The following is a 25,120-nucleotide window of genomic DNA, read 5'->3' on the forward strand; positions in this document are numbered from 1 at the left end:
AACAAGTATCTTTTACGATGAAAATACTTATTGTCAGTCAGTATTTCTGGCCGGAATCTTTTATTATCAATGATCTTATTCTACATTTGCATCGGCTAGGCCACGAAGTTACCGTGTTAACAGGTAAACCGAATTATCCCGATGGCATCTTATTTGAAGGATATTCGGAAAAAGGAATTCAGCAGGAATCCTATCAAGGGAAAATCGATGTGTTTCGGGCGCCATTACGACCGAGGGACTCAGCCGGCTCGCGAGAATTATTTTTGAATTATTTTTCTTTTGTATTCGCGGGATTGAGATATTTTCCAAGTTTCATAAAGGATCGAAAAGTAGATGCGATCTTGGTATTTATGCCGTCGCCTATTACCGCCGTGATCCCTGCGATACCACTTAAATGGGCAAAAAAAGCCCATCTTGCGGTATGGATTCAGGACTTATGGCCCGAGAGCCTTGCGGCGACTGGCCATTTACGTCATCCGCTATTGCTAAAACTCGTCGGTTGGCTAGTGAAAGGAATTTATCATTTCACTGACAGCTTGTTGATTCAATCTCGGGCGTTTCGCGACCCAGTCGGTCGGCTGGCGAAGAGTGACAAGATCGTTTATTATCCCAATTCGGTCGATTTGCAACCGGTGTTGAACGATAAAGAAGCTGGACTGCCCGATGAACTCGTGCAATTGCTGGGATCAAACTTCTGCTTGGTATTTGCTGGTAATATTGGCAAGGCCCAGTCGATTGAGACTATTGTCGAAGCCGCAAAACGCTTGCAAGACCATGAGCACATCAAGATTGTTCTGGTTGGCAGCGGTAGCATGCTGGAATGGGTGAAAAACCAAAAGCAAACATTCGATCTGAATAATCTGGTGTTGACCGGCCGCTATCCTATGCAGTCTATGCCAACGATATATAAATATGCGGCCGCGTTATTGGTGACTTTGAAGGATGAAGAGATTTTTTCTTACACCATTCCGAGTAAAATTCAGGCTTATCTATCGACCAAAAGGCCTATTATCGCGGCGCTGAACGGGGAAGGCACCAGAATTATTGAAGAATCCGGAGCCGGCTTGACTGGCAGTGCGGAAGACGCTGAAAAATTGGCGGCCAATATTCTGGCGATGTATGCGATGTCTCAAGCTCGACGCGATGAGATGGGGGCGAACGGATACGACTATTATCGCGAGCATTTTGAGATGCGCAGTCAAGCCGAGCGTCTAATCGAAATTCTGGCCGAAAGAATTAACAAAAATAGAGAGGAAAGCTAGTGCGGGTACTAGTGTTAGGCGCGACCGGTATGCTGGGACATGCGGTGTTGAAATTTTTTGTCGGCCAAGGCCAACACGAAACTTTCGGAACTATCCGTAGCGATTCCATGCGACGTTTTTTCGACTCTGCTACCCAACGCCAATTGATTTCGGGTGTCGATCTCTTGAACCAAGATGTTTTAATTGACACCTTTTCGCAAATTCAGCCGGAAGTGGTCATCAATGCGGTAGGATTAATTAAACAGCTCGATAGCGCAAAAAATCCACTCGTGGTATTACCGGTTAATTCGCTATTGCCCCACAGACTGTCTAAAATATGTAAGATTGCTGGCGTGAGGCTTGTTCACGTCAGCACCGATTGCGTCTTTTCGGGGCAGAAAGGCAATTATACCGAGGCCGATGCCTCGGATGCCGAAGACCTTTACGGCAAGTCTAAGCACATGGGCGAATTGCACGACGACGGCCACGCCATCACCTTGCGGACATCGATCATCGGCCATGAATTGAATTCCAATCATGCCTTGGTGGATTGGTTTTTGTCTCAACAAGATAGTGTTAAAGGCTACCGAAAAGCGATTTTTTCCGGGCTGCCTACTGTAGAATTGGCTCACGTAATCCATGATTGGGTCTTGCCCAATCCCGCATTATGCGGCTTGTATCATCTATCGGCCAAACCGATCTCGAAGTTCGACCTGTTAAAGTTGATAGCAATGAAATATCACAAAACCATTGACATTCAGCCCGATGACAGGCTAATCATCGACCGCTCCCTGAATTCGGAGCGCTTTACCGCCGCAACGGGGTATGTTGCGCCCGACTGGCCTAACTTAGTCGAACTCATGCATAAAACGCGCTGAGACTGTTTGAAATGTTTAATGATAAAACCTTAATGATCACCGGTGGCACCGGTTCTTTCGGCCATGCCGTGCTCAAGCGCTTTCTTTCCACCGATGTCGGCGAAATCAGGATTTTCAGTCGCGACGAGAAAAAACAGGAAGAAATGCGGATCGCCTTGAACCATCCCAAGCTGAAGTTTTACATTGGCGATGTTCGCGAATACGACAGCATCCATCAGGCCATGAAAGGCGTGGATTACGTTTTTCATGCCGCGGCACTGAAGCAAGTGCCATCTTGCGAATTTTATCCCCTGGAAGCGGTACGCACCAATGTCCTGGGTTCGGAAAACGTTATGGAAGCCGCCATCGCCCGCGGCGTTTCAAGGGTTGTCATGCTCAGCACCGATAAGGCGGTCTATCCCATCAACGCCATGGGCTTGTCCAAGGCCATGATGGAAAAATTCGTAGTGGCCAAGGCCCGCATGCAGAACGAAGGTGAGACCGTGCTGTGCTCAACCCGCTACGGCAACGTCATGGCCTCACGCGGTTCGGTGATTCCGCTCTTCGTTTCCCAATTGAAGGAAGGTACACCTTTAACGATTACCGATCCCAACATGACGCGCTTTTTGATGTCGTTGGAAGATTCGGTGGATTTGGTATTGTATGCCTTCGAACATGGCAAGCAAGGCGACATTTTTGTTCAGAAAGCGCCGGCCTCTACCGTGGCTGATTTGGCGCAAGCGCTCAAAGAAGTGTTCGAGAAAGGCAACCCTATTCGGATAATCGGTACCCGGCATGGCGAAAAACTGTACGAATCACTGGTTTCTCGCGAGGAGATGGCGAAAGCGGAGGATATGGGCGGTTATTATCGAATTCCGGCGGATAACCGCGACCTCAATTATGCGCAATATTTCAGCGAAGGCGAGGAAAAAATCTCGCATCTCAACGATTACACATCGCATAATACCCAGCGTTTGAACGTCGAAGAGATCAAGGCGCTACTGCTGAAATTGGATTACATTCAGGAAGAGTTGAATGCTTAAAGTCATGACCATCGTCGGTACCCGGCCCGAATTAATCAAAATGAGCCGGGTGATAGCCGAATTTGACCTGCATACCCAACATGTCTTGGTCCATACCGGCCAAAATTACGATTACGAGCTCAATCAAGTATTTTTTGACGATTTAGGCATACGCAAGCCGGATTTTTTCCTGGAGGCAGTTGGCGACAACGCCGCACAGACTATCGCTCGTGTAATCGAGAAATCCGATGTAGTCATGGAACAAGTAAAACCGGACGCGGTACTGCTCTATGGCGATACTAATTCTTGTCTCGCGGTGATTTCCGCCAAACGCCGTAAAATTCCGGTATTTCACATGGAAGCCGGCAATCGCTGTTTCGATCAACGCGTGCCTGAAGAACTGAACCGAAAAGTCCTGGATCATTTGAGCGACATGAATCTGGTCCTGACCGAGCATGCGCGTCGTTATTTGATCGCCGAAGGCATTCGTCCTGAAACCATCATCAAAACCGGCTCGCACATGCACGAAGTACTCGAACACTACATGCCGCAAGTAGAGCAATCCGACGTTCTTCGGCGCATGGGATTGGAGTCTGGCAAGTACTTTTTGGTCAGCGTGCATCGCGAGGAAAATGTCGATACGCCTGAAAACCTGCTGGATATGGTCGAAACCTTCAATGCTCTGGCAGATGCCTACGATCTACCTGTGATCGTCTCGACACATCCCCGCACACGAAAGCGTTTGGATGCTTTGCAACTCGGCACGCTTAATCCTCAAATTCAATTCCTAAAACCGTTCGGTTTTTGTGACTATATCAAATTGCAGATGGAAGCTTATTGCGTGGTCTCGGATAGCGGCACGATCACCGAGGAAGCTTCATTGTTGAATTTGCCCGCGATCACTATCCGCAACGCTCATGAACGTCCCGAGGGCATGGATGTCGGCACACTGATCATGAGCGGGCTCAAAAAACACCGAGTGCTGGATGCCGTGCGGGTCATCGTTTCGCAACATGACAGACAACGGCCAGTCATGCATCCCATAGCGGACTATCAAGCGGGTCCGGTTTCCAAACAAGTTCTTAGAATCGTTCTCAGCTATGTTGATTATGTCAATCGTACCGTTTGGTCGAGAAACGTATAATAGAAAGTAACCCATGAAAAAAATATTAGTGACCGGAGCGAGCGGCTTTATAGGCAAAATACTGTGCGATAAACTATTGCAACAAGGTTTATATGTTCGGACACTGATCAGGCGGAACATAAACGGTGAACAAGACAATGTAAATTTGGATTTAACTAGTGATTCCTTTCCTAAAGAAATTTGCACGAGCATTGACATAGTTTTTCATTTAGCGGGTAAGGCGCATGCCCTTACGGAAGTGGCTCAAGATATTGATGATTATAGGCGTGTAAATACTGAAGGTACGCGTAAGTTACTTGAGGCCGCACAACAGGCCGGTGTGCAGAAGTTCATCTATTTCAGCAGCGTCAAGGCGGTTGGTTATTGTGAGAGCCGGCCAATGGATGAGAATGTGCAAATGCCTGCCGATACGCCCTATGGTCAATCTAAATACGAAGCCGAGCAATTGGTGTTGCATGGCGGTTATGTCCCGCATCCGGTGGTGATCCGGCCCAGTATGGTGTACGGCAATACCGAAAAAGGAAATTTGCCGCGCATGATCGATGCGATTCGAAAAGGCGTTTTTCCGCCATTGCCGGAAGTACACAACAAGCGCTCGATGGTGCATGTCGAGGATGTGGTGCAAGCCGCTTTATTGGCTGCCGAAAAACCGGAAGCCGCCAGGCAGGTTTATATCGTGACGGATGGGCATTCTTATTCGACACGTCAGATTTATGATTGGATTCGGGAAGCCTTGGGAAAACCTTCGTCATCGCTGACAATGCCGTTGGCATGGTTACGGACTATGGCTAAAGTCGGCGATGGCATCGGCATGTTACGCGGCCGGCGGTTTATGTTCGATTCCGATGCGCTGGAAAAGTTGATCGGTTCGGCCTGGTATTCATCGGCAAAAATAGAGCGCGAATTGGGGTTTAAGCCGGTTCATAATTTGAATAGCTCGTTGCCCGAGATTGTTAGGTATCTTGAAAGGTGAAATTCAATTATTTTGTAGGGTGCACATCTCGCACCCTACGCATCTAGGTATGATAAATCAGAATGAATGTCGGCTCGGGGCTTAAGACGGTATGGTAATTACATTAGCTCTGTGCGCGTTCGTTTTTGCGTTAAGTTATTGGTTGACGGGGTGGTTCAGGCGTTATGCCTTGACTAAAAGTCTATTGGATGTGCCGAATGCCCGCAGTTCTCATGTCGTGCCGACTCCAAGAGGTGGTGGATTGCCGATTGTATTGGCGTTTTTGTCGGCGGTCGGCGCTCTGTCGTTTTTCGATATCATTAAGCTGGATAATATTTACGTTGCTGCTTTGATTTTCCCCGGCGTATTGGTTGCGGGCATCGGTTTTTGGGACGATCACCGGTCGATACCTGCGAAATGGCGGTTTTTGGTGCATTTGATTGCGGTGGCGGGTGCGTTATTGATCTTGCCAGAATTGCCCGCGTTTCGTATTTTTTCAATCGTTGTTTCCGGCGGGCTTCTTTTGTTTTGCCTATATGCCGTCATGCTCGTTTGGCTGTTGAATCTGTATAACTTCATGGACGGAATCGACGGTATCGCCGGTGTAGAAGCAATGACGACGGCGGTTTCGGCGGCTTTGCTTTTATTGATACAAGACCAGCATGATTGGGCCTTGCTGATGCTGTTGTTGGCTGTGTCGGCGGGCGGTTTCTTGGTTTGGAATTGGCCGCCGGCAAAAATTTTCATGGGCGATGCTTGCAGCGGTTTTTTGGGTTTCGTTTTAGGTCTGCTTGCTGTGCTGACATCGTCGTCTGGCGCGATGAATCTATGGAGTTGGTGGATTCTGCTGGCGGTGTTCATTGTCGATGCGACGGTCACGCTGCTTAGACGTATTATGCGAGGTGAAGCATGGCATCAGGCGCATCGCAGTCATGCCTATCAGATATTATCGAGGCACTTGAATTCGCATAAAAAAGTCACGCAAGGCGTGTTAACGGTCAACGTGTTTTGGCTGCTGCCTTGGGCTTATGTGTCGGTGATGTACCAAACTTGGGCGCCGTTGATTTGTTTCGTCGCGATGGCGCCTTTGTGTGTTGCTGTTCTCAAGCTTGGCGCCGGAACGACAAATGATTGATAAATGATGATGTCGCATGGCGTTTCTTTTATCCGGGCTGCATTCGATTGAATAGTGCTTAACAATATGATGCGCAAAAAACTGCCGATCGGCATACAAACCTTCCGCGAAATTCGCGAGGACGATTGTTACTATGTCGACAAGACCACTTTTGCGTTGAAGTTGGCTACGGAAGGTAAATATTATTTTCTGTCGCGGCCGAGGCGCTTCGGCAAATCCTTGTTTCTCGACACGCTGGCAGAATTGTTCGCGGGCAACGAAGCGTTGTTTCAAGGGCTTTATTGCCATGATAAATGGGATTGGGCTAAGCAGTATCCGGTGATTCGGATTAGTTTCGGCGGAGGGGTGCTTCACACTCGGGAGGCATTGGATAAACGTATTCAGGACATACTACGCATCAACCGTGAAAGATTGGCTGTGGACGGTCCGCAGGATTTGGATATTCCGGGATTGTTCGGCGAACTATTGCGCCGGGCGCACCAGAAATACGGCCATCGCGTCGTTGTGTTGATCGACGAATACGACAAACCGATACTCGACAATATCACCCATCCGGAAGTCGCTCGGCAGATGAGAGATGGTTTACGCAATTTATATTCGGTGATCAAGGACTCCGATACCTTTATCCGCTTTGCGTTTTTGACCGGCGTGTCTAAATTCAGTAAGGTTAGTCTGTTTTCGGGCTTGAATAATCTCCAGGATATCACCGTCGACAAACGCTATTCGGCAGTATGCGGTTATACCGAAGCCGATCTCGACACAGTGTTCGCGCCGGAATTGCAAGGCCTTAAGCGGGGCAAAATCAGGGATTGGTACAACGGTTACAATTGGCTGGGCGAGGCGGTTTATAATCCTTTCGATCTATTGCTTCTGTTCGATACGCGCGAATTCAAACCTTACTGGTTCGAGACCGGCGCACCGACGTTTTTGGTGGATCTGCTGATGCAACGGTGTTTTTTCACGCCGGATTTTGAAAAACTGACTGCGACCGAGACCTTGTTGTCGACTTTCGATGTCGATCATATCGCCAGTGAGGCTTTATTGTTTCAAACCGGTTATTTGACGATTGCCTCGACGCGGAATTTACCCGGGATGACGCAAGTGACCTTGGGGTATCCGAATCTGGAAGTCAAGGCAAGCTTGAACGGCGTCCTGCTGCAAGCTTTAACCAACGATCCGGCGCGTTACGGCAGACAAGCCGGTCAGCTGTATGATTTATTGCTGGTTAACGATTTCGAAGGTCTGCAAAACCTATTTACGGCCTTTTATGCCGGTATCCCGCATGACTGGTACCGCAACAACCCGATCGCGCAATACGAAGGTTATTACGCCAGCGTGTTTTACAGCTACTTCGCCGCATTGGGCTTGAATGTCACGCTTGAAGATTCGACCAATCATGGCCGTATCGACATGACGGTGCATTTTAACGGACAAATCTATTTGTTCGAATTCAAGGTCGTAGAACTGGTGCCGGAAGGCAAGGCTTTGAAGCAATTGAAGGATAAGAACTACGCCGAGAAATATAAAGCCGAAGGTGTGCCGATCCACTTGATCGGCGTCGAATTCAGTAAGGAAAGCCGTTCGGTGGTCGGATTCGACATCGAAACGCTAGGTGGCAGTGCATGAGCAAAAAACTGCCGATCGGCATACAAACCTTTCGCGAGATACGCGAAGACGATTGTTACTATGTCGACAAGACCGCTTTTGCGTTAAAGCTTGCGGTCGAGGGCAAATATTATTTTCTGTCGCGGCCGAGGCGCTTCGGCAAATCCTTGTTTCTCGACACGCTGGCCGAATTGTTCGCGGGCAACGAAGTGTTGTTTCAAGGACTTTATTGTCATGATAAATGGGATTGGACTAAGCAGTATCCGGTGATTCGGATTAGTTTTGCTGAGGGGGTGCTACAGAGCCGAGCCGATTTGGATGAAAAAATCGGAGAAATCCTGGATTTCAATCGAAAACAATTGGATATTGACCCTCAACAGCCGAGTATTTCCGGTAATTTTTCGGAAATGATCAGGCTGGTACATCAAAAATACGGCCAACGCGCGGTCGTCTTGATCGACGAATACGACAAGCCGATACTCGACAATATCACCAATCCGGACATCGCCCGGCAGATGCGCGACGGCTTGCGCAATTTATACTCGGTAATCAAAGGGCAAGATGCGTATATTCGCTTTGCGTTGTTGACCGGCGTATCCAAATTCAGCAAGGTCAGTTTGTTTTCGGGCTTGAATAATCTCCAGGATATCACCGTCGATAAACGCTATTCGGCGGTATGCGGTTATACCGAAGCCGATCTCGACACAGTGTTCGCGCCGGAATTGCAAGGCCTTAAGCGGGGCAAAATCAGGGATTGGTACAACGGTTACAATTGGCTGGGCGAGGCGGTTTATAATCCTTTCGATCTATTGCTTCTGTTCGATACGCGCGAATTTAAACCCTATTGGTTCGAGACGGGTACGCCGACGTTTTTGGTGGATCTGCTGATGCAACGGGGTTTTTTCACGCCGGATTTTGAAAAACTGACTGCGACCGAGACCTTGTTGTCGACTTTCGATGTCGATCATATCGCCAGTGAGGCTTTATTGTTTCAAACCGGTTATTTGACGATTGCCTCGACGCGGAATTTACCCGGGATGACGCAAGTGACCTTGGGGTATCCGAATCTGGAAGTCAAGGCAAGCTTGAACGGCGTCCTGCTGCAAGCTTTAACCAACGATCCGGCGCGTTACGGCAGACAAGCCGGTCAGCTGTATGATTTATTGCTGGTTAACGATTTCGAAGGTCTGCAAAACCTATTTACGGCCTTTTATGCCGGTATCCCGCATGACTGGTACCGCAACAACCCGATCGCGCAATACGAAGGTTATTACGCCAGCGTGTTTTACAGCTACTTCGCCGCATTGGGCTTGAATGTCACGCTTGAAGATTCGACCAATCATGGCCGTATCGACATGACGGTGCATTTTAACGGACAAATCTATTTGTTCGAATTCAAGGTCGTAGAACTGGTGCCGGAAGGCAAGGCTTTGAAGCAATTGAAGGATAAGAACTACGCCGAGAAATATAAAGCCGAAGGTGTGCCGATTCACTTGATCGGCGTCGAATTCAGTAAGGAAAGCCGTTCGGTAGTCGGATTCGACATCGAAACGCTAGGTGGCGGTGCATGAGCAAAAAACTGCCGATCGGCATACAAACCTTCCGCGAGATACGCGAGGATGATTGTTACTATGTCGACAAGACCGCTTTTGCGTTAAAGCTTGCGGTCGAGGGCAAATATTATTTTCTGTCGCGGCCGAGACGTTTCGGCAAATCCTTATTTCTCGATACATTGGCCGAATTATTTGCGGGCAACGAAGCGTTGTTTCAAGGACTTTATTGCCATGATAAATGGGATTGGACTAAGTCGTATCCGGTGATTCGGATTAGTTTCGGCGGCGGGTTGCTGAAAAGTGAAACTGCCCTAGAGGATAAACTGGAAGAGATTTTTCGCATGAATGCCGAGCGTTTGGGCGTGAGCAGCGAGTACGCTTTTTCGGATCGGCGTTTTTTTGCGCAATTAATACAACGAGCCAGCGAAAAATACGATCAGCGTGTCGTCATTTTGATTGATGAATACGATAAACCGATACTCGACAATATCACCAATCCGGACATTGCCCGGCAGATGCGCGATGGATTACGGAATTTATACTCGGTGATCAAGGATTCCGATGCTTTCATCCGCTTTGCATTTTTGACCGGCGTGTCGAAGTTTAGCAAGGTCAGTCTATTTTCTGGCTTGAATAATCTTGAGGATATCACCGTAAATGCTTCTTATTCGGCGCTTTGCGGTTATAGCGAAACCGATGTCGATACGGTGTTCGCACCGGAATTGGAGGGTTTGGATCGGGGCAAAATCAAGGATTGGTACAATGGTTACAACTGGATGGGCGAGCCGGTTTACAATCCGTTCGATCTGTTGCTGTTGTTCCGCGAGCGTCAATTTAAACCGTTTTGGTTCGAGACCGGCACACCGACGTTTTTGGTGGATCTGCTGATGCAACGGGGTTTTTTCACGCCGGATTTTGAAAAACTGACTGCGACCGAAACCTTACTGTCGACTTTCGATGTCGATCATATCGCCAGCGAGGCTTTATTGTTCCAAACCGGTTATTTGACAATCGTATCGACGCGGAATTTACCCGGCATGACGCAAGTGACCTTGGGGTATCCGAATCTGGAAGTCAAGGCAAGCTTGAACGGCGTCCTGCTGCAAGCTTTAACCAACGATCCGGCGCGTTACGGCAGACAAGCCGGTCAATTGTACGATTTATTGCTGGTTAACGATTTCGAAGGTCTGCAAAACTTATTTACGGCCTTTTATGCCGGTATCCCGCATGACTGGTACCGCAACAACCCGATCGCGCAATACGAAGGCTACTACGCGAGCGTATTCTACAGCTACTTCGCGGCGTTGGGTTTGACGGTAACGCTGGAAGACGCGACCAATCATGGCCGTATCGACATGACGGTGCATTTTAACGGAAAAATCTATTTGTTCGAATTCAAGGTCGTGGAACTGGTGCCGGAAGGCAAGGCTTTGAAGCAATTGAAGGATAAGAACTACGCCGAGAAATATAAAGCCGAAGGCGTGCCGATTCACTTGATCGGTATCGAATTCAGTAAGGAAAGCCGTTCGGTGGTGGGATTCGACATCGAAACGCTAGGTGGCAGTGCATGAGCAAAAAACTGCCGATCGGCATACAAACCTTTCGCGAGATACGCGAAGACGATTGTTACTATGTCGACAAGACCGCTTTTGCGTTGAAGTTGGCTACGGAAGGTAAATATTATTTTCTGTCGCGGCCGAGACGCTTCGGCAAGTCGTTGTTTCTCGACACGCTGGCAGAATTGTTCGCGGGCAACGAAGCGTTGTTTCAAGGACTTTATTGCCATGATAAATGGGATTGGACTAAGCAGTATCCTGTGATTCGGATTAGTTTCGGCGGAGGGGTGCTTCACACTCGGGAGGCATTGGATAAGCGTATTCAGGACATACTACGCATCAACCGTGAAAGATTGGCCGTGGATGGCCCACAGAACTTGGATATTCCGGGATTGTTCGGCGAACTATTGCGCCGGGCGCATCAGAAATACGGCCATCGCGTCGTTGTGTTGATCGACGAATACGACAAACCGATACTCGACAACATCACCAATCCGGACATTGCTCGGCAGATGCGTGATGGGTTACGGAATTTATATTCAGTGATCAAGGATTCCGATGCCTTTATCCGCTTTGCGTTTTTGACCTGCGTGTCCAAGTTTAGCAAGGTCAGTTTATTTTCGGGCTTGAACAATCTTGAGGATATTACTGTCAATGCCGTATATTCGGCTATTTGCGGTTATAGCGAAACTGATGTTGAAACGGTGTTCGCTCCTGAAGTTGAGGGTTTGGACCGCAATAAAATCAGGGATTGGTACAACGGATATAGCTGGCTGGGTGAGCCGGTCTACAATCCGTTTGATCTGTTACTGTTGTTCCGTGAGCGACAATTCAAGCCGTTTTGGTTCGAGACTGGGACGCCGACGTTTTTAATCGATATTCTTACCGAACGACATGCCTGGTTACCCGAGTTGGGGCGATTGGAGTCCGATGCCGAATTGTTATCGACCTTCGATATCGACGACATGCCGACCGAGGCGTTGATGTTTCAAGCCGGATATTTAACGATCGACCGCGAGGAAAATTTAGGCGACGCCTATTTTTATCGTCTGAGGTTCCCGAACCGGGAGGTTTATCAAAGCCTTTACGGTCGCCTGTTGAGAACCTGGACGCCGGATGCGCAGGCCGAAGTCCGCAATCGCAAATCGCTGTATCGGCTATTGCAGAGTAACGATTTCGAAGGCCTTCAAAACTTATTCACGGCCTTTTATGCCGGCATTCCGCACGATTGGTACCGCAACAACCCGATCGCGCAATACGAAGGTTATTACGCCAGCGTGTTTTACAGCTACTTCGCCGCATTGGGCTTGAATGTCACGCTTGAAGATTCGACCAATCATGGCCGTATCGACATGACGGTGCATTTTAACGGACAAATCTATTTGTTCGAATTCAAGGTCGTAGAACTGGTGCCGGAAGGCAAGGCTTTGAAGCAATTGAAGGATAAGAACTACGCCGAGAAATATAAAGCCGAAGGTGTGCCGATCCACTTGATCGGCGTCGAATTCAGTAAGGAAAGCCGTTCGGTGGTCGGATTCGACATCGAAACGCTAGGTGGCAGTGCATGAGCAAAAAACTGCCGATCGGCATACAAACCTTTCGCGAGATACGCGAAGACGATTGTTACTATGTCGACAAGACCGCTTTTGCGTTAAAGCTTGCGGTCGAGGGCAAATATTATTTTCTGTCGCGGCCGAGGCGCTTCGGCAAATCCTTGTTTCTCGACACGCTGGCCGAATTGTTCGCGGGCAACGAAGTGTTGTTTCAAGGACTTTATTGTCATGATAAATGGGATTGGACTAAGCAGTATCCGGTGATTCGGATTAGTTTTGCTGAGGGGGTGCTACAGAGCCGAGCCGATTTGGATGAAAAAATCGGAGAAATCCTGGATTTCAATCGAAAACAATTGGATATTGACCCTCAACAGCCGAGTATTTCCGGTAATTTTTCGGAAATGATCAGGCTGGTACATCAAAAATACGGCCAACGCGCGGTCGTCTTGATCGACGAATACGACAAGCCGATACTCGACAATATCACCAATCCGGACATCGCCCGGCAGATGCGCGACGGCTTGCGCAATTTATACTCGGTAATCAAAGGGCAAGATGCGTATATTCGCTTTGCGTTGTTGACCGGCGTATCCAAATTCAGCAAGGTCAGTTTGTTTTCGGGCTTGAATAATCTCCAGGATATCACCGTCGATAAACGCTATTCGGCGGTATGCGGTTATACCGAAGCCGATCTCGACACAGTGTTCGCGCCGGAATTGCAAGGCCTTGAACGGGGCAAAATCAGGGATTGGTACAACGGTTACAATTGGCTGGGCGAGGCGGTTTATAATCCTTTCGATCTATTGCTTCTGTTCGATACGCGCGAATTTAAACCCTATTGGTTCGAGACGGGTACGCCGACGTTTTTAATCGACGTTCTGACCGAACGCCTCGCCTGGTTGCCCGAGTTGGGACGGCTGGAATCCGATGCCGAATTGCTGTCGACCTTTGATATCGACGACATGCCGACCGAGGCATTGATGTTTCAAGCCGGATATTTAACGATTGACCGCGAAGAAAACTTAGGCGACGCCTATTTTTATCGTCTGAGGTTTCCGAACCGGGAGGTTTATCAAAGTCTTTACGGACGCCTGTTGAGAACCTGGACACCGGATGCGCAGGCCGAAGTCCGCAATCGCAAATCGCTGTATCGGCTATTGCAGAGTAACGATTTCGAAGGCCTTCAAAACTTATTCACGGCCTTTTATGCCGGCATTCCGCACGATTGGTACCGCAACAACCCCATCGCGCAATACGAAGGTTATTACGCCAGCGTGTTTTACAGCTACTTCGCGGCATTGGGCTTGAACGTCACGCTTGAAGATTCGACCAATCATGGCCGTATCGACATGACCTTGCATTTTAACGGGCAAATCTATTTGTTCGAATTCAAGGTCGTGGAACTGGTGCCGGAAGGCAAGGCTTTGAAGCAATTGAAGGATAAGAACTACGCCGAGAAATATAAAGCCGAAGGCGTGCCGATTCACTTGATCGGCGTCGAATTCAGTAAGGAAAGCCGTTCGGTAGTCGGATTCGACATCGAAATGCTAGGTGGCGGCGGATGAGCAAAAAACTTCCGGTCGGCATAAAAGTCTTTCGATTGGAAATTCTTCATGTTACCGAGTTCGATTCGGATCAGGCGCGACCTGCACGTTTAGCAATTCGGTGAGTTTCACTTTGGAAGGGTTAAAGAACATGGAAAATTTAGCGGACTGGTTTTTAAGATTATCGCGGCCTAAAAAAGCGGCGATAACGATGAGTGCGGACGTGTTTTTTGCGATCTTCGCGCTGTGGCTGGCGTTTTCTTTGCGGTTTGGCGAGTTTTATGTTCCGGAAGACCGCGTTTGGATCTTGTTTGTGTTGGCTCCTTGTATCGTCATTCCGATTTTTATCAGAATGGGCTTGTACCGGGCAATTATTCGTTATATCGGCGTCAGAGCGTTAGCGACGATCGTGCAAGCGGTTACTTTGTACGCGTTGATATTTGCCGCATTGGTGTTCCAATTGAGAGCCGGTTTAGTGCCGAGAACGGTACCGCCGCTAAATTGGTTGATCATGTTGTTCTTTGCCGGCGGGAGCCGGTTTATGGCGCGATGGTGGTTTGGCGAGCAATATGCGCGCATGGCAAGGAGTGCAGATCCGGAATTGTGTCGCCGCAACAATGTCATCATTTATGGTGCAGGAAGTGCCGGTGTGCAGTTGTCTTCGGCATTGGTGCATGGTCATGATTTTCGGCCGATTGCATTTATCGACGACAATGCCTTGTTGCATGGCCAAAAAGTTAACGGCGTTAAGATACATCCGTTTACCGCGTTAAGTTATTTAATCGATAAATTTGCCGTTACCGATATTCTGTTGGCGATGCCGTCGGTGGCCAGAAGCCGGCGAAGTGAGATCATTCGCCTTTTGGAGCCTTATCCTGTCCATGTCCGATCAATGCCGGGAATGTCCGATATCGCGCAAGGGAAGGTGACGTTCGATGAATTGCAAGAAGTGGATATCGCCGATTTGCTGGGTCGGGATGCCGTGGTTCCGGATCAAACTTTATTGACCGCCAATACGACCGGTAAAAAAGTAATGGTTACCGGTGCCGGAGGTTCGATTGGCTCGGAGTTATGCCGGCAAATTATTCAATTACAGCCTAAGGTATTGATTTTATATGAGCAATGCGAGTTTGCACTCTATGAGATCGAGAGGGAGTTAAATCTTTATTTGGAAAAATCGAATGCTGCCGATGCGCAAATCATTGCCGTTCTCGGATCGGTGGTTAACGGCAGTCGAGTCGAAAAAATTTGCCGGGCATTCGGCGTGCAAACGATCTATCATGCCGCCGCTTATAAGCATGTGCCGATGGTTGAGAAAAACCCGGGCGAAGCGGTTCGGAATAATATATTCGGCACTTTACACACTGCCCGCGCCGCTATCAACGCGAATGTAGAGACTTTCGTATTGATTTCGACCGATAAGGCGGTACGGCCAACTAATACGATGGGAGCGACCAAGCGCTTTGCCGAGCTGATTTTACAAGCCTTAAGCATTGAAAATCAAAAGCTACGGGCAACGCGGTTTACGATGGTGCGTTTCGGCAATGTGTTGGGCTCGTCGGGCTCTGTCGTGCCGTTATTCCGTGAACAAATTGCCAAGGGCGGGCCGGTGACTGTGACCGATCCGAAAATCATTCGCTATTTTATGACGATACCTGAAGCCGCTCAATTGGTGATACAGGCCGGTGCAATGGGACAAGGCGGTGATGTTTTTGTTTTGGACATGGGCGAACCGGTCAAGATTTTGGATTTGGCGAAACGCATGATCAAGCTCAGCGGTTTAACGGTCAAGGATGATGTGCGATCTGACGGTGATATCGAGATTGTTTATACCGGTTTACGCTCAGGAGAAAAGCTCTATGAAGAGTTATTGATCGGCGACAATGTTTCCGTAACCGAGCATCCGCGTATCATGCGGGCCGAAGAAGAGGTTATTGCTTGGAATGAGCTTGAAAAGCTGTTGTCGGCAATGGAACAGGCTGCCATAGTCGACGATTATCGGCAAGTCCGAATGATTTTGAAACAAGCGGTATCGGGCTTTTCCCCTCAATGCGATGTCGACGATTGGCTATTCAACTGCTCGACGAATAGTTCTGCAGCGAATAATAAATATACATCGCCGAATTATTTGGAAAAAGTAGTAGAGCATAACTAAAGAGACAAAAAAAACCTCCCAATGCTTGGAAGCAGAGGGAGGTGAAAAATCAAGCAGAGTTTTGAGGAGGAACTGCTTGTTGGTACTACACCAGGAGGGTTAGAACATGGTAAACGAATCTGCATAGGAATTTTCTATCGAGTTGATTTTATTCCGTCTAGCTGCAGTTGAATTAAATAAATAATGGATCGCCGATGAATTAGTATCGTTGACTATTCTCAAGTCAATAACATTTTGCTGCGGCCTTGGGAAATACTATACAGAGTTTATTTCGGCAGACAATAGGCCGAATTGTTAATAAATTGTTTCTTGATTAGAAACAAAAGGGCGTGCAAACTAGCCTTCTTTTTCTTGAGGCTAATACATCGAGTCGTTTGTCTTGAAGGTGGAGTCCTGAAGTTCGGGCTATGGCGCAATCACAAGCGGGGAATATTAAGTAAAAACGAAATAAATGACAAGCGATAGTTGCGTATTGTAGTGGCGGATCGATTCTAAAACGGAATTATCGTGAGCAACGGGTTAAGCTGTTGACTCGAGCAATTGAAACTCAAAGAGAGATGAATGGACAAATTAACCAGTATGAATGTTTTCGTTCGGGTGGCTAAGGCCGGCAGTTTTGCCGGCGGCGCGCGCGATTTGGATATTTCGAGAGCCATGGCGACTAAGCATATCATGCAATTGGAAGAACATTTAGGCACTCGGCTGTTTAATAGAACCACGCGAAGTCTGAGTTTGACAGAAATGGGCGCATCGTATCTGGAGCGTTGCCAGCAGGTATTGGATGATATCGAAGAAATGGAAGCTACGGTAACGCAACTGCAGACCGAGCCTCGAGGAACGCTGAAAATCAGTGCGCCGCAAGTCATCGGCGCCACCCAAATCGCGCCGGCGATATCGGAGTTTCTCAAGTTGTATCCCGATTTGGAGGTGACTATCATTTTGCAAGGCAATATGGGTGACCTGATTGATGAGGGTATTGATCTTGCGATAAATTTGGGTGGTGTCGAAGATTCCAGTATGATTGCGCGCAAACTCGCTAGTTCGCCTTTAGTGGTTTGCGGAGCTCCCGGTTATTTCCAACAATATGGCATTCCTAAAACGCCCGAGGACTTGACCGATCATAGCTGTTTGGTCAATTGGTCGATTCCGCCGAGGGATCAATGGCGGTTCAAGGGGCCTTATGGTGATTTGATGATCAAGGTGAAAGGGCGCATCGTCGCTAACGTGGCCGATCCGATTCGAGTCGGTGCGATAGAGGGCCTAGGAATGGTGATGTTGCCTAGATATATTGTCGGGAGGGATATCGAAAAAGGTAAGTTAATGCCGGTATTGGAAGACTATGAATTGGCGCCCCTGGAGATACACGCCGTTTATCCGCATCGAAAATATCTGTCTACCAAAGTCAGAAAGTTTTTGGATTTTTTACAGGAATGGTTGCCCAAGCGAGTCGGTATTGACGGAATCTAACGCAGCAATTTCGGCAAAATGGGATGCCGTTTACCGGCAAGTCGAGATTTCGGATTACAGCCCTGCGGAGGTATTATCGGAAAATGCTTTTTTGTTGCCGCAAAATGGCGCGGCTTTGGATTTAGCTTGTGGATTAGGCGCAAATGCTCGATTGCTTGCTGCGGCAGGCTTGGCTGTTTTTGCCTGGGATATATCGACCGTAGCGGTAGAAAAATTGCAGCATGATGCCGACAATCAAGGCTTGGCTATTCAGGCGAAGCAATGCACTATAGATAAAAAATCTTTCTCCGGCTATCGTTTCGATGTCATTGTAATCAGTCGATTTCTTGACCGGAGTCTGTGTGATGCGATAATAGACGCGTTGAATCCCGGCGGTTTGTTATTTTATCAGACATATACCCGCGAGAAAGTCGTTGAAAGAGGGCCGAACAATCCCGATTTTTTATTGGCTGAAGGCGAATTATTGGAATTATTTGCCGAATTAAAGCCGATTTATTATCGGGAATACGGATCGATTGGCGACATAGAGTTAGGCCTCAGAAATGAAGCTCAATTCATTGGTAGAAAGTGATAATCTTATTCAAATTCTAACGGGTTTAAGAGCGAGAAATTGAATTCGTCACGATCTGTTTGAACAGCATCTCCCGAATACCACCCGTTAAATTTGGCTATGTTCGCGTTATAGTTGATGCCTGTTTGGCTCAAAGTCAGCAGAAATCAAAGGATATAGCTCTAAATAACTTGCTTTTTCAATATTGAGTTGATTGTTGAAAGGAGGGTACGGTTGCTCGATTGGCAGGTGTCGGCGGCAGGGCAGATTTTTGCTCCTCGGCAATTGCTCCTGCATTGCCCTAATACACGCCATCCATGGCGTAATGCAAAATCTGCATTCATGCCATCCTTGGCAATCAGTCGCCGCCGTCATGCCTACATGGAGGTATTTACGGCATCCTGTCAAGCGAGTGATCGTGCCCTCTTCCACGCTCAGTGTATCGGAAAGCAATCATTGACTATTTCCTAAATGGTTTATTTAGTAGGAAAGAGAACCGTTTCAACTGCTAACGCGAACATAGCCTTAAATTTAGCCGATCGATCTCATTATGGTAGAAAATTTAGAACCGAAACAAGCATGGCAATTATTGCAAACCGATCCGAGCGCCGTATTGGTTGATGTCAGGACTAAAATGGAACATAGCCACGTCGGCCATCCGCTCGGCGCGGTGCATATTCCGTGGAAAGAATATCCGGATTGGCAAGTCAATGCCTCGTTTGTTAAGCAGGTAGCCGAAGCGGTTCCCGATAAAAATGCGCCGGTGTTGTTGCTGTGCCGAAGCGGGCAACGATCGTTGGATGCGGCAGCTGCCTTGGCGGCGGCTGGGTTTTCTCGCCCTATCAATATATCGGAAGGCTTCGAAGGGCCTCTTGACGACGACAAACATCGCGGCAACCGGGGCGGTTGGCGCTTTTATGATTTACCCTGGGAACAAAGCTAGCTAACTATTCAATCCTGCCTTTCTCAATGTCCGGTTTCTGACTCCTCAATCAGGAGTTCAGGTTGCCGCATAATTCATTAATCTTCAGAGTTTATTTAAGTGATCGAAAATTTAAGAAATATCGCAATCATTGCGCACGTAGACCACGGCAAAACTACCTTGGTCGATAAGTTGTTACAACAATCCGGAACATTCAAGAGCCATGAAAAGGTTTCCGAGCGGATCATGGATTCGAATGACATTGAAAAAGAACGGGGCATTACGATTCTGGCCAAAAATACCGCGTTGGATTGGAACGGTTATCATATCAACATCGTCGATACTCCAGGTCATGCCGATTTCGGTGGAGAAGTGGAGCGTGTATTGTCGATGGTCGATTCGGTGTTGTTGCTAGTCGACGCCGTCGACGGACCGATGCCGCAAACTCGTTTCGTGACGCAAAAAGCGTTTGCATTGGGTTTAAAACCGATTGTCGTGATTAATAAAATCGATCGCCCCGGCGCTCGTCCGGATTGGGTGGTCGATCAAACCTTCGATCTGTTCGACCGTCTTGGCGCGACCGACGAGCAATTGGATTTTCCGATCGTCTATGCGTCGGCGCTAAACGGTTATGCCAGTTTGGATACCGATGCGACCGACGGCGATATGACGCCATTGTTCGAAACGATTGTCGAAAAAGTCAGTCCGCCGGATGTGGACTTGGACGGGCCGTTCCAAATGCAGGTCAGTAGCCTGGATTACAATTCTTATGTCGGCGTGATCGGGATAGGACGTATTCAGCGAGGCAAGGTGAAAACCAATATGCCGTTGACCTTGATCAATCGCGAAGGGGCGATCCGCAAAGGCCGTATCTTACAAATCTTCGGATTCCATGGCTTGGAGCGCGTCGAAGTACCGGAAGCACAAGCCGGGGACATCATTGCGTTTACCGGCATCGATAAGCTGGAAATTTCCGAAACCTTATGTCATCCCGATACGGTCGAGGCCTTACCGGCCTTGTCGGTCGACGAACCGACCGTGACCATGACTTTCCAAGTCAATACCTCGCCGTTTGCCGGTCGGGAAGGTAAGTTTCTCACCTCGAGACAAATTCACGATCGCTTGCAAAAAGAATTGCAGCATAATGTCGCATTAAGAGTCGAGAGTACCGACGATCCGGATAAGTTCAAGGTGTCCGGGCGCGGCGAACTGCATCTTTCGGTATTGATCGAAAACATGCGCCGCGAAGGCTTCGAATTGGGTGTGTCGCGGCCGGAAGTCATTATCAAAGAAATCGACGGCGAAAAATGCGAGCCTTTCGAATTCGTGACGATCGAAGTCGAGGAAGCGCATCAAGGAACCATCATGGAAAAACTCGGCGAGCGCAAAGGCGATTTGTTGAATATGGTGCCGGACGGCAAAGGCCGTATTCGGCTGGAGTATATGATCCCGTCACGCGGTTTGATCGGATTCCAAACCGAGTTCATGACGTCGACCTCCGGTTCGGGGTTGCTGTATCATGTTTTCGATCATTACGGACCCATTAAGAAGGGCGAATTGGGCGCGCGTAAACGCGGCGTATTGGTCTCTATGGCTCAAGGTAAAGCATTGGCCTATGCCTTGTTTGCGTTACAGGAGCGCGGCGAGTTGTTTTTGGTGCATGCCGATGAAGTTTACGAAGGCATGCTAGTCGGCATTCATTCGCGAAGCAACGATTTAGTAGTGAATCCGACTAAAGCGAAGCAGTTGACTAACATCAGAGCGGCGGGAACCGACGAGAATCTGATTTTAACGCCGATTCAGAAAATGTCGCTGGAGCAAGCCTTGGAGTTTATCGATGAAGACGAGCTGGTTGAAGTGACGCCGGTATCGATTCGCTTGCGTAAGAAATTGCTGCAGGAGCATGAGCGCAAAAAGGCATCGAGAACCGCGGCGGCCTAAGAAACATAAAAAAAGCCTCGAATCGACTAGCGATTCGAGGCATTTATCGCCGAGTGGTTGGCTTATGCGATCGTCCTTAAGACATCCTGTCGAAATCTATCCCTAACTCCTATGTTTTGGCGACGGCTTATTGTGCCGCAAAATGACTAAAAAAGAAGTCAGTCAAAGCTGAAATTTATGTACGCTTAGGCTTACAAAATAAGACTAGCCTTAATTTAGCAGCGAATCGCTGCATAATTGATTTTTTTCATAGTAGAATAAGCCCGCTAATTACTAACAACGCAGTCTTTATGACCTCACGAAGCGCGCGAATCGAGCGCAACACACTCGAAACACAAATAACAGTCGCAATTAATCTGGATGGTACCGGACGCGCGGTTTTTTCGACCGGCGTGCCTTTTCTCGAACACATGATGGATCAAATTGCGCGGCATGGTTTGATCGATCTCGATGTTAACGCTAAAGGCGATCTGCATATCGACGATCATCATACCGTCGAAGATATCGGTATTACACTCGGTCAAGCTTTTGCCCAAGCGGTCGGCGATAAAAAAGGCCTGTATCGCTACGGTCATGCTTATGTGCCGCTCGATGAAGCCTTATCTCGCGTCGTGATCGACTTTTCAGGTCGTCCGGGATTGGTGTACGATGTTAAATTTCCTAGAGGTGCAATCGGCCGCTTCGATGTCGATTTATTTCGCGAGTTTTTTCAAGGCTTTGTCAACCATGCCGGCGTTACCTTGCACATCGATAACCTTAAAGGCTCCAATGCGCATCATATTGCCGAAACCATATTTAAAGCGATGGGCCGCGCATTACGCATGGCAGTCGCGCAAGACCCTCGAATGGCCGGAATGATGCCGTCAACCAAAGGAACTTTGTAACCCTATCTTCATTATGTCATCAGTCGCAGTTATCGATTATGGAATGGGCAATTTGCATTCCATTGCTAAAGCTTTGCAACATGCGGACCCGCATACCGAAGTCAGGGTCGTATCCGATATCGAATCCGTTTTGCGGGCCGATCGCGTCGTTTTCCCCGGCGTTGGAGCGATCGGTGATTGTATGCAGGCGCTTAATGCTTCAGGTCTTGCTTCGGCGATCAAGACCGTCGCACAAGAAAAACCGATGCTCGGTATTTGTCTGGGTATGCAGGCTTTATTGACCGATAGCGAGGAAAGCGATGCAACAATGTGTTTGAATATCATTCCAGGCCAAGTGCGGCGCTTTTCGGATAACCTTCAGGATAAAAACGGCGAACGGCTGAAAATTCCCCACATGGGTTGGAATCGAGTTAAGCAACAACCGCATCCGCTTTGGGAAAATATCGAGCAGGACAGCCGATTTTATTTTGTGCATAGTTATTATGCCGTTCCCGAGGATGTATCAGTCGTATCCGGTACTTCGGATTATCCGAAGCCATTTGCCTGTGCATTGGCAAAGGCAAATATTTTTGCCGTGCAATTTCACCCTGAAAAAAGTCAATCAGCCGGCTTACAGCTATTGAAAAACTTTTTGCAGTGGGATGGACAATTTAACGTTAATTGATAGGGCGTCCGGTTAATCCGGCATTAAAATCTTGAGGATGTTGATCTTATGTTGTTGATACCTGCAATCGATTTGAAAGAAGGAAAATGTGTCCGTTTGCGGCAGGGCAATATGGACGATGATACGGTGTTTTCAGACGATCCGGTGAGCGTTGCCGGGAAATGGGTCGAAGCCGGTGCGAAGCGCATTCACTTGGTGGATTTGGACGGTGCGTTTGCCGGTAAACCGAAAAATGCTGCGATTATCCGGAGTATTGTCGAAGCCTATCCGGATATACCGGTACAGATCGGCGGCGGTATTCGCGACGAGGATACGATTCAGGCGTATCTCGAAGCCGGCGTGCAATATGTCATCATCGGAACTAAAGCGGTCAGCGAGCCGCACTTTATCAAAGATGTTGCAATCGAGTTTCCGGGGCATATCATCGTCGGGCTCGATGCTAAGAACGGTAAAGTGGCCATCGACGGTTGGTCTAAACTTTCCCATCATGATGTGATCGATTTGGCGCAGAAATTTGAGGCAGACGGTGTCGAAGCGATCATTTATACCGATATTTCACGCGATGGCATGATGAGCGGCGTCAATGTCGAGGCGACCGCCGAATTGGCTCGCTCGATCCGAATTCCGGTGATCGCGTCGGGCGGTATAACCAATTTGGACGATATCAAGGCGCTCGGCAAGCATGTCGGCGATGGTATTGTCGGTGCGATAACAGGGCGTGCAATCTATGAAGGAACATTGGATTTTGCCGAAGCTGCTAAGTTGGCAGAGTCTTTCGGCGATTGATTTATGAGTCTGGCTAAACGCATCATTCCTTGTTTAGATGTCGATAACGGGCGTGTCGTCAAGGGTGTAAAATTCGTCGATATCCGCGATGCCGGCGATCCGGTCGAAATCGCCAGGCGCTATGACCGAGAAGGTGCGGACGAACTGACTTTTCTTGATATTACTGCGACGCATCATGATCGCGATACGATCGTGCATGTGGTCGAACAAGTGGCCGGCGAGGTTTTTATTCCGTTGACGGTCGGCGGCGGTATCAGAACGCTCGACGATATCCGGCGCATGCTGAATGCCGGCGCCGATAAAGTCGGTATCAATAGTGCGGCGGTAAGCAATCCCGAATTTGTGCGCGAAGCGGCTTCGCGATTCGGTTCGCAATGTATCGTCGTTGCGATCGACGCTAAAAAAGTTAGTGAAGCGGGGCAAACCAATCGTTGGGAAATATTTACTCATGGCGGCCGCAAGCCGACCGGTATCGATGCGGTCGAGTGGGCAAAAAAAATGACCGATTACGGTGCCGGCGAAATATTATTGACCAGTATGGATAGGGACGGAACGCGCGAAGGTTTTGATTTGGCTTTGACTCGCGCGGTCAGCGAGGCTGTGGCCGTGCCGGTGATTGCTTCGGGCGGGGTCGGCAATTTGGATCACTTGGCTGACGGCATTATAGAAGGCAAGGCCGATGCGGTCTTGGCCGCGAGTATTTTTCATTTTGCCGAATATACCGTGCAGCAGGCCAAGGAACACATGGCCGGAAAAGGTATCGAGGTGCGTTTGTCATGAGCGAAAGATGGCTAGATGAAATTCGTTGGACTAGTGACGGCTTAGTTCCTGTCATTGCGCAGCAAGCCGATAGCGGCAAGGTGATGATGTTTGCCTGGATGAACCGCGAATCGCTGTCGTTGACGGTCAGCGAAGGCTATGCGGTGTATTGGTCGCGTTCCCGTAACCGACTATGGCGTAAAGGCGAGGAATCGGGTCATCGGCAAAAAGTGCTCGGCGTCTATCTAGATTGCGATGAAGATGTTATTTTGCTGAAAATTGAACAGCAGGGCGGCATCGCTTGTCATACCGGCCGTGAAAGTTGTTTTTATCGAACTTTGAAAGACGATCAATGGCAGGCAGTCGAACCGGTTTTGAAAGACCCTCAAACGATCTATAAAAAATGAATCAAGTATTGCAAGAGCTGGCTACAATTCTGGAGCAACGTAAAGAGGAGTCGGCCGACAAGTCTTACGTCGCAAGCCTATATGCGAAAGGTTTGGATAGTATTTTAAAGAAGATCGGTGAAGAAGCGACCGAGACGGTCATGGCCGCGAAGGATGGCGATAAAGAAAAAATCGTTTACGAAACGGCCGATCTTTGGTTTCACAGCATGGTGATGTTGGCGCATCAAGGACTGGGGCCAAACGATGTGTTGCGCGAATTGCAACGTCGTTTCGGACTGTCCGGACTCGAGGAAAAAGCGAGCCGGGGGAAATAGAGAAGGGTCAATAGTGAATAGTCAATGGATGGCAGAAGCCGTGTTTATTTCCGGGTTCATTGTGTCCTTCGTTTAAGCTGATGCTGCTGAATAGCTCGATGTATAAACA

At 48.5% G+C, this 25,120-nt stretch carries 22 protein-coding genes; all 22 read left to right on the forward strand.

The genetic code is table 11. The features are described from left to right. Window positions 1–17 precede the first annotated feature (17 nt). Window positions 18–1,262: a glycosyltransferase family 4 protein gene (locus ACINK7_RS00445; protein WP_404359050.1), complete on the forward strand. Its 1,245-nt coding sequence runs from the start codon at window positions 18–20 to the stop codon at window positions 1,260–1,262. Continuing rightward, on the forward strand, window positions 1,262–2,119 hold the full coding sequence (locus ACINK7_RS00450; RefSeq protein WP_404359052.1) for a dTDP-4-dehydrorhamnose reductase family protein: 858 nt from the start codon (window positions 1,262–1,264) through the stop codon (window positions 2,117–2,119). The genes ACINK7_RS00445 and ACINK7_RS00450 overlap by 1 nt, the downstream gene beginning before the upstream one ends. Before the next feature lie 32 nt (window positions 2,120–2,151). After that, window positions 2,152–3,141 (forward strand): polysaccharide biosynthesis protein, encoded by a 990-nt coding sequence (locus tag ACINK7_RS00455; RefSeq protein WP_404359054.1) that lies wholly within the window; start codon window positions 2,152–2,154, stop codon window positions 3,139–3,141. Beyond that, window positions 3,134–4,264, forward strand: coding sequence for a non-hydrolyzing UDP-N-acetylglucosamine 2-epimerase (gene wecB, locus ACINK7_RS00460; protein WP_404359055.1), 1,131 nt, complete (start codon window positions 3,134–3,136; stop codon window positions 4,262–4,264). The genes ACINK7_RS00455 and wecB overlap by 8 nt, the downstream gene beginning before the upstream one ends. A gap of 13 nt (window positions 4,265–4,277) precedes the next feature. Beyond that, window positions 4,278–5,237 carry an NAD-dependent epimerase/dehydratase family protein gene (locus tag ACINK7_RS00465; RefSeq protein ID WP_404359057.1) on the forward strand — a complete coding sequence of 320 codons (960 nt, stop codon included), beginning with the start codon at window positions 4,278–4,280 and terminating at the stop codon, window positions 5,235–5,237. Between the two features lie 91 nt (window positions 5,238–5,328). Continuing rightward, on the forward strand, window positions 5,329–6,351 hold the full coding sequence (locus ACINK7_RS00470; RefSeq protein ID WP_404359059.1) for a glycosyltransferase family 4 protein: 1,023 nt from the start codon (window positions 5,329–5,331) through the stop codon (window positions 6,349–6,351). Window positions 6,352–6,417: 66 nt separating this feature from the next. After that, on the forward strand, window positions 6,418–7,977 hold the full coding sequence (locus tag ACINK7_RS00475; protein WP_404359061.1) for an ATP-binding protein: 1,560 nt from the start codon (window positions 6,418–6,420) through the stop codon (window positions 7,975–7,977). Continuing rightward, window positions 7,974–9,527 (forward strand): ATP-binding protein, encoded by a 1,554-nt coding sequence (locus tag ACINK7_RS00480; RefSeq protein WP_404359063.1) that lies wholly within the window; start codon window positions 7,974–7,976, stop codon window positions 9,525–9,527. Before ACINK7_RS00475 ends, ACINK7_RS00480 begins: the two co-directional genes overlap by 4 nt. Further along, the gene (locus tag ACINK7_RS00485) at window positions 9,524–11,080 is read left to right on the forward strand and encodes an ATP-binding protein (RefSeq protein ID WP_404359065.1); all 1,557 of its coding nucleotides are present in this window, start codon (window positions 9,524–9,526) and stop codon (window positions 11,078–11,080) included. Before ACINK7_RS00480 ends, ACINK7_RS00485 begins: the two co-directional genes overlap by 4 nt. After that, window positions 11,077–12,633 carry an ATP-binding protein gene (locus ACINK7_RS00490; RefSeq protein WP_404359067.1) on the forward strand — a complete coding sequence of 519 codons (1,557 nt, stop codon included), beginning with the start codon at window positions 11,077–11,079 and terminating at the stop codon, window positions 12,631–12,633. Before ACINK7_RS00485 ends, ACINK7_RS00490 begins: the two co-directional genes overlap by 4 nt. After that, window positions 12,630–14,183, forward strand: coding sequence for an ATP-binding protein (locus tag ACINK7_RS00495; RefSeq protein WP_404359068.1), 1,554 nt, complete (start codon window positions 12,630–12,632; stop codon window positions 14,181–14,183). Before ACINK7_RS00490 ends, ACINK7_RS00495 begins: the two co-directional genes overlap by 4 nt. A 130-nt stretch (window positions 14,184–14,313) precedes the next feature. Next, window positions 14,314–16,317 (forward strand): polysaccharide biosynthesis protein, encoded by a 2,004-nt coding sequence (locus tag ACINK7_RS00500; RefSeq protein WP_404359070.1) that lies wholly within the window; start codon window positions 14,314–14,316, stop codon window positions 16,315–16,317. Window positions 16,318–16,878: 561 nt separating this feature from the next. Then, the gene (locus ACINK7_RS00505) at window positions 16,879–17,784 is read left to right on the forward strand and encodes a LysR family transcriptional regulator (protein ID WP_404359071.1); all 906 of its coding nucleotides are present in this window, start codon (window positions 16,879–16,881) and stop codon (window positions 17,782–17,784) included. Continuing rightward, the gene (locus ACINK7_RS00510; protein ID WP_404359073.1) at window positions 17,771–18,355 is read left to right on the forward strand and encodes a class I SAM-dependent methyltransferase; all 585 of its coding nucleotides are present in this window, start codon (window positions 17,771–17,773) and stop codon (window positions 18,353–18,355) included. The genes ACINK7_RS00505 and ACINK7_RS00510 overlap by 14 nt, the downstream gene beginning before the upstream one ends. A gap of 529 nt (window positions 18,356–18,884) precedes the next feature. Next, window positions 18,885–19,277 (forward strand): rhodanese-like domain-containing protein, encoded by a 393-nt coding sequence (locus ACINK7_RS00515; protein WP_404359075.1) that lies wholly within the window; start codon window positions 18,885–18,887, stop codon window positions 19,275–19,277. Between the two features lie 99 nt (window positions 19,278–19,376). After that, the gene (typA, locus tag ACINK7_RS00520) at window positions 19,377–21,197 is read left to right on the forward strand and encodes a translational GTPase TypA (RefSeq protein ID WP_404359077.1); all 1,821 of its coding nucleotides are present in this window, start codon (window positions 19,377–19,379) and stop codon (window positions 21,195–21,197) included. A gap of 290 nt (window positions 21,198–21,487) precedes the next feature. Then, window positions 21,488–22,081: an imidazoleglycerol-phosphate dehydratase HisB gene (gene hisB / locus ACINK7_RS00525; RefSeq protein ID WP_404359079.1), complete on the forward strand. Its 594-nt coding sequence runs from the start codon at window positions 21,488–21,490 to the stop codon at window positions 22,079–22,081. A gap of 13 nt (window positions 22,082–22,094) precedes the next feature. Next, on the forward strand, window positions 22,095–22,745 hold the full coding sequence (hisH, locus tag ACINK7_RS00530; RefSeq protein WP_404359081.1) for an imidazole glycerol phosphate synthase subunit HisH: 651 nt from the start codon (window positions 22,095–22,097) through the stop codon (window positions 22,743–22,745). A gap of 48 nt (window positions 22,746–22,793) precedes the next feature. Next, window positions 22,794–23,531, forward strand: a complete 738-nt coding sequence (gene hisA, locus ACINK7_RS00535; protein WP_404359083.1) for a 1-(5-phosphoribosyl)-5-[(5-phosphoribosylamino)methylideneamino]imidazole-4-carboxamide isomerase — start codon at window positions 22,794–22,796, stop codon at window positions 23,529–23,531. A gap of 3 nt (window positions 23,532–23,534) precedes the next feature. Beyond that, window positions 23,535–24,311 carry an imidazole glycerol phosphate synthase subunit HisF gene (gene hisF, locus ACINK7_RS00540; RefSeq protein ID WP_404359085.1) on the forward strand — a complete coding sequence of 259 codons (777 nt, stop codon included), beginning with the start codon at window positions 23,535–23,537 and terminating at the stop codon, window positions 24,309–24,311. After that, window positions 24,308–24,697, forward strand: coding sequence for a phosphoribosyl-AMP cyclohydrolase (gene hisI / locus ACINK7_RS00545; protein WP_404359087.1), 390 nt, complete (start codon window positions 24,308–24,310; stop codon window positions 24,695–24,697). Before hisF ends, hisI begins: the two co-directional genes overlap by 4 nt. Continuing rightward, window positions 24,694–25,011: a phosphoribosyl-ATP diphosphatase gene (locus ACINK7_RS00550; RefSeq protein ID WP_404359089.1), complete on the forward strand. Its 318-nt coding sequence runs from the start codon at window positions 24,694–24,696 to the stop codon at window positions 25,009–25,011. Before hisI ends, ACINK7_RS00550 begins: the two co-directional genes overlap by 4 nt. Window positions 25,012–25,120: the final 109 nt, after the last annotated feature.

Source organism: Methylotuvimicrobium sp. KM1 (assembly GCF_044788715.1).
Lineage (GTDB): Bacteria > Pseudomonadota > Gammaproteobacteria > Methylococcales > Methylomonadaceae > Methylotuvimicrobium.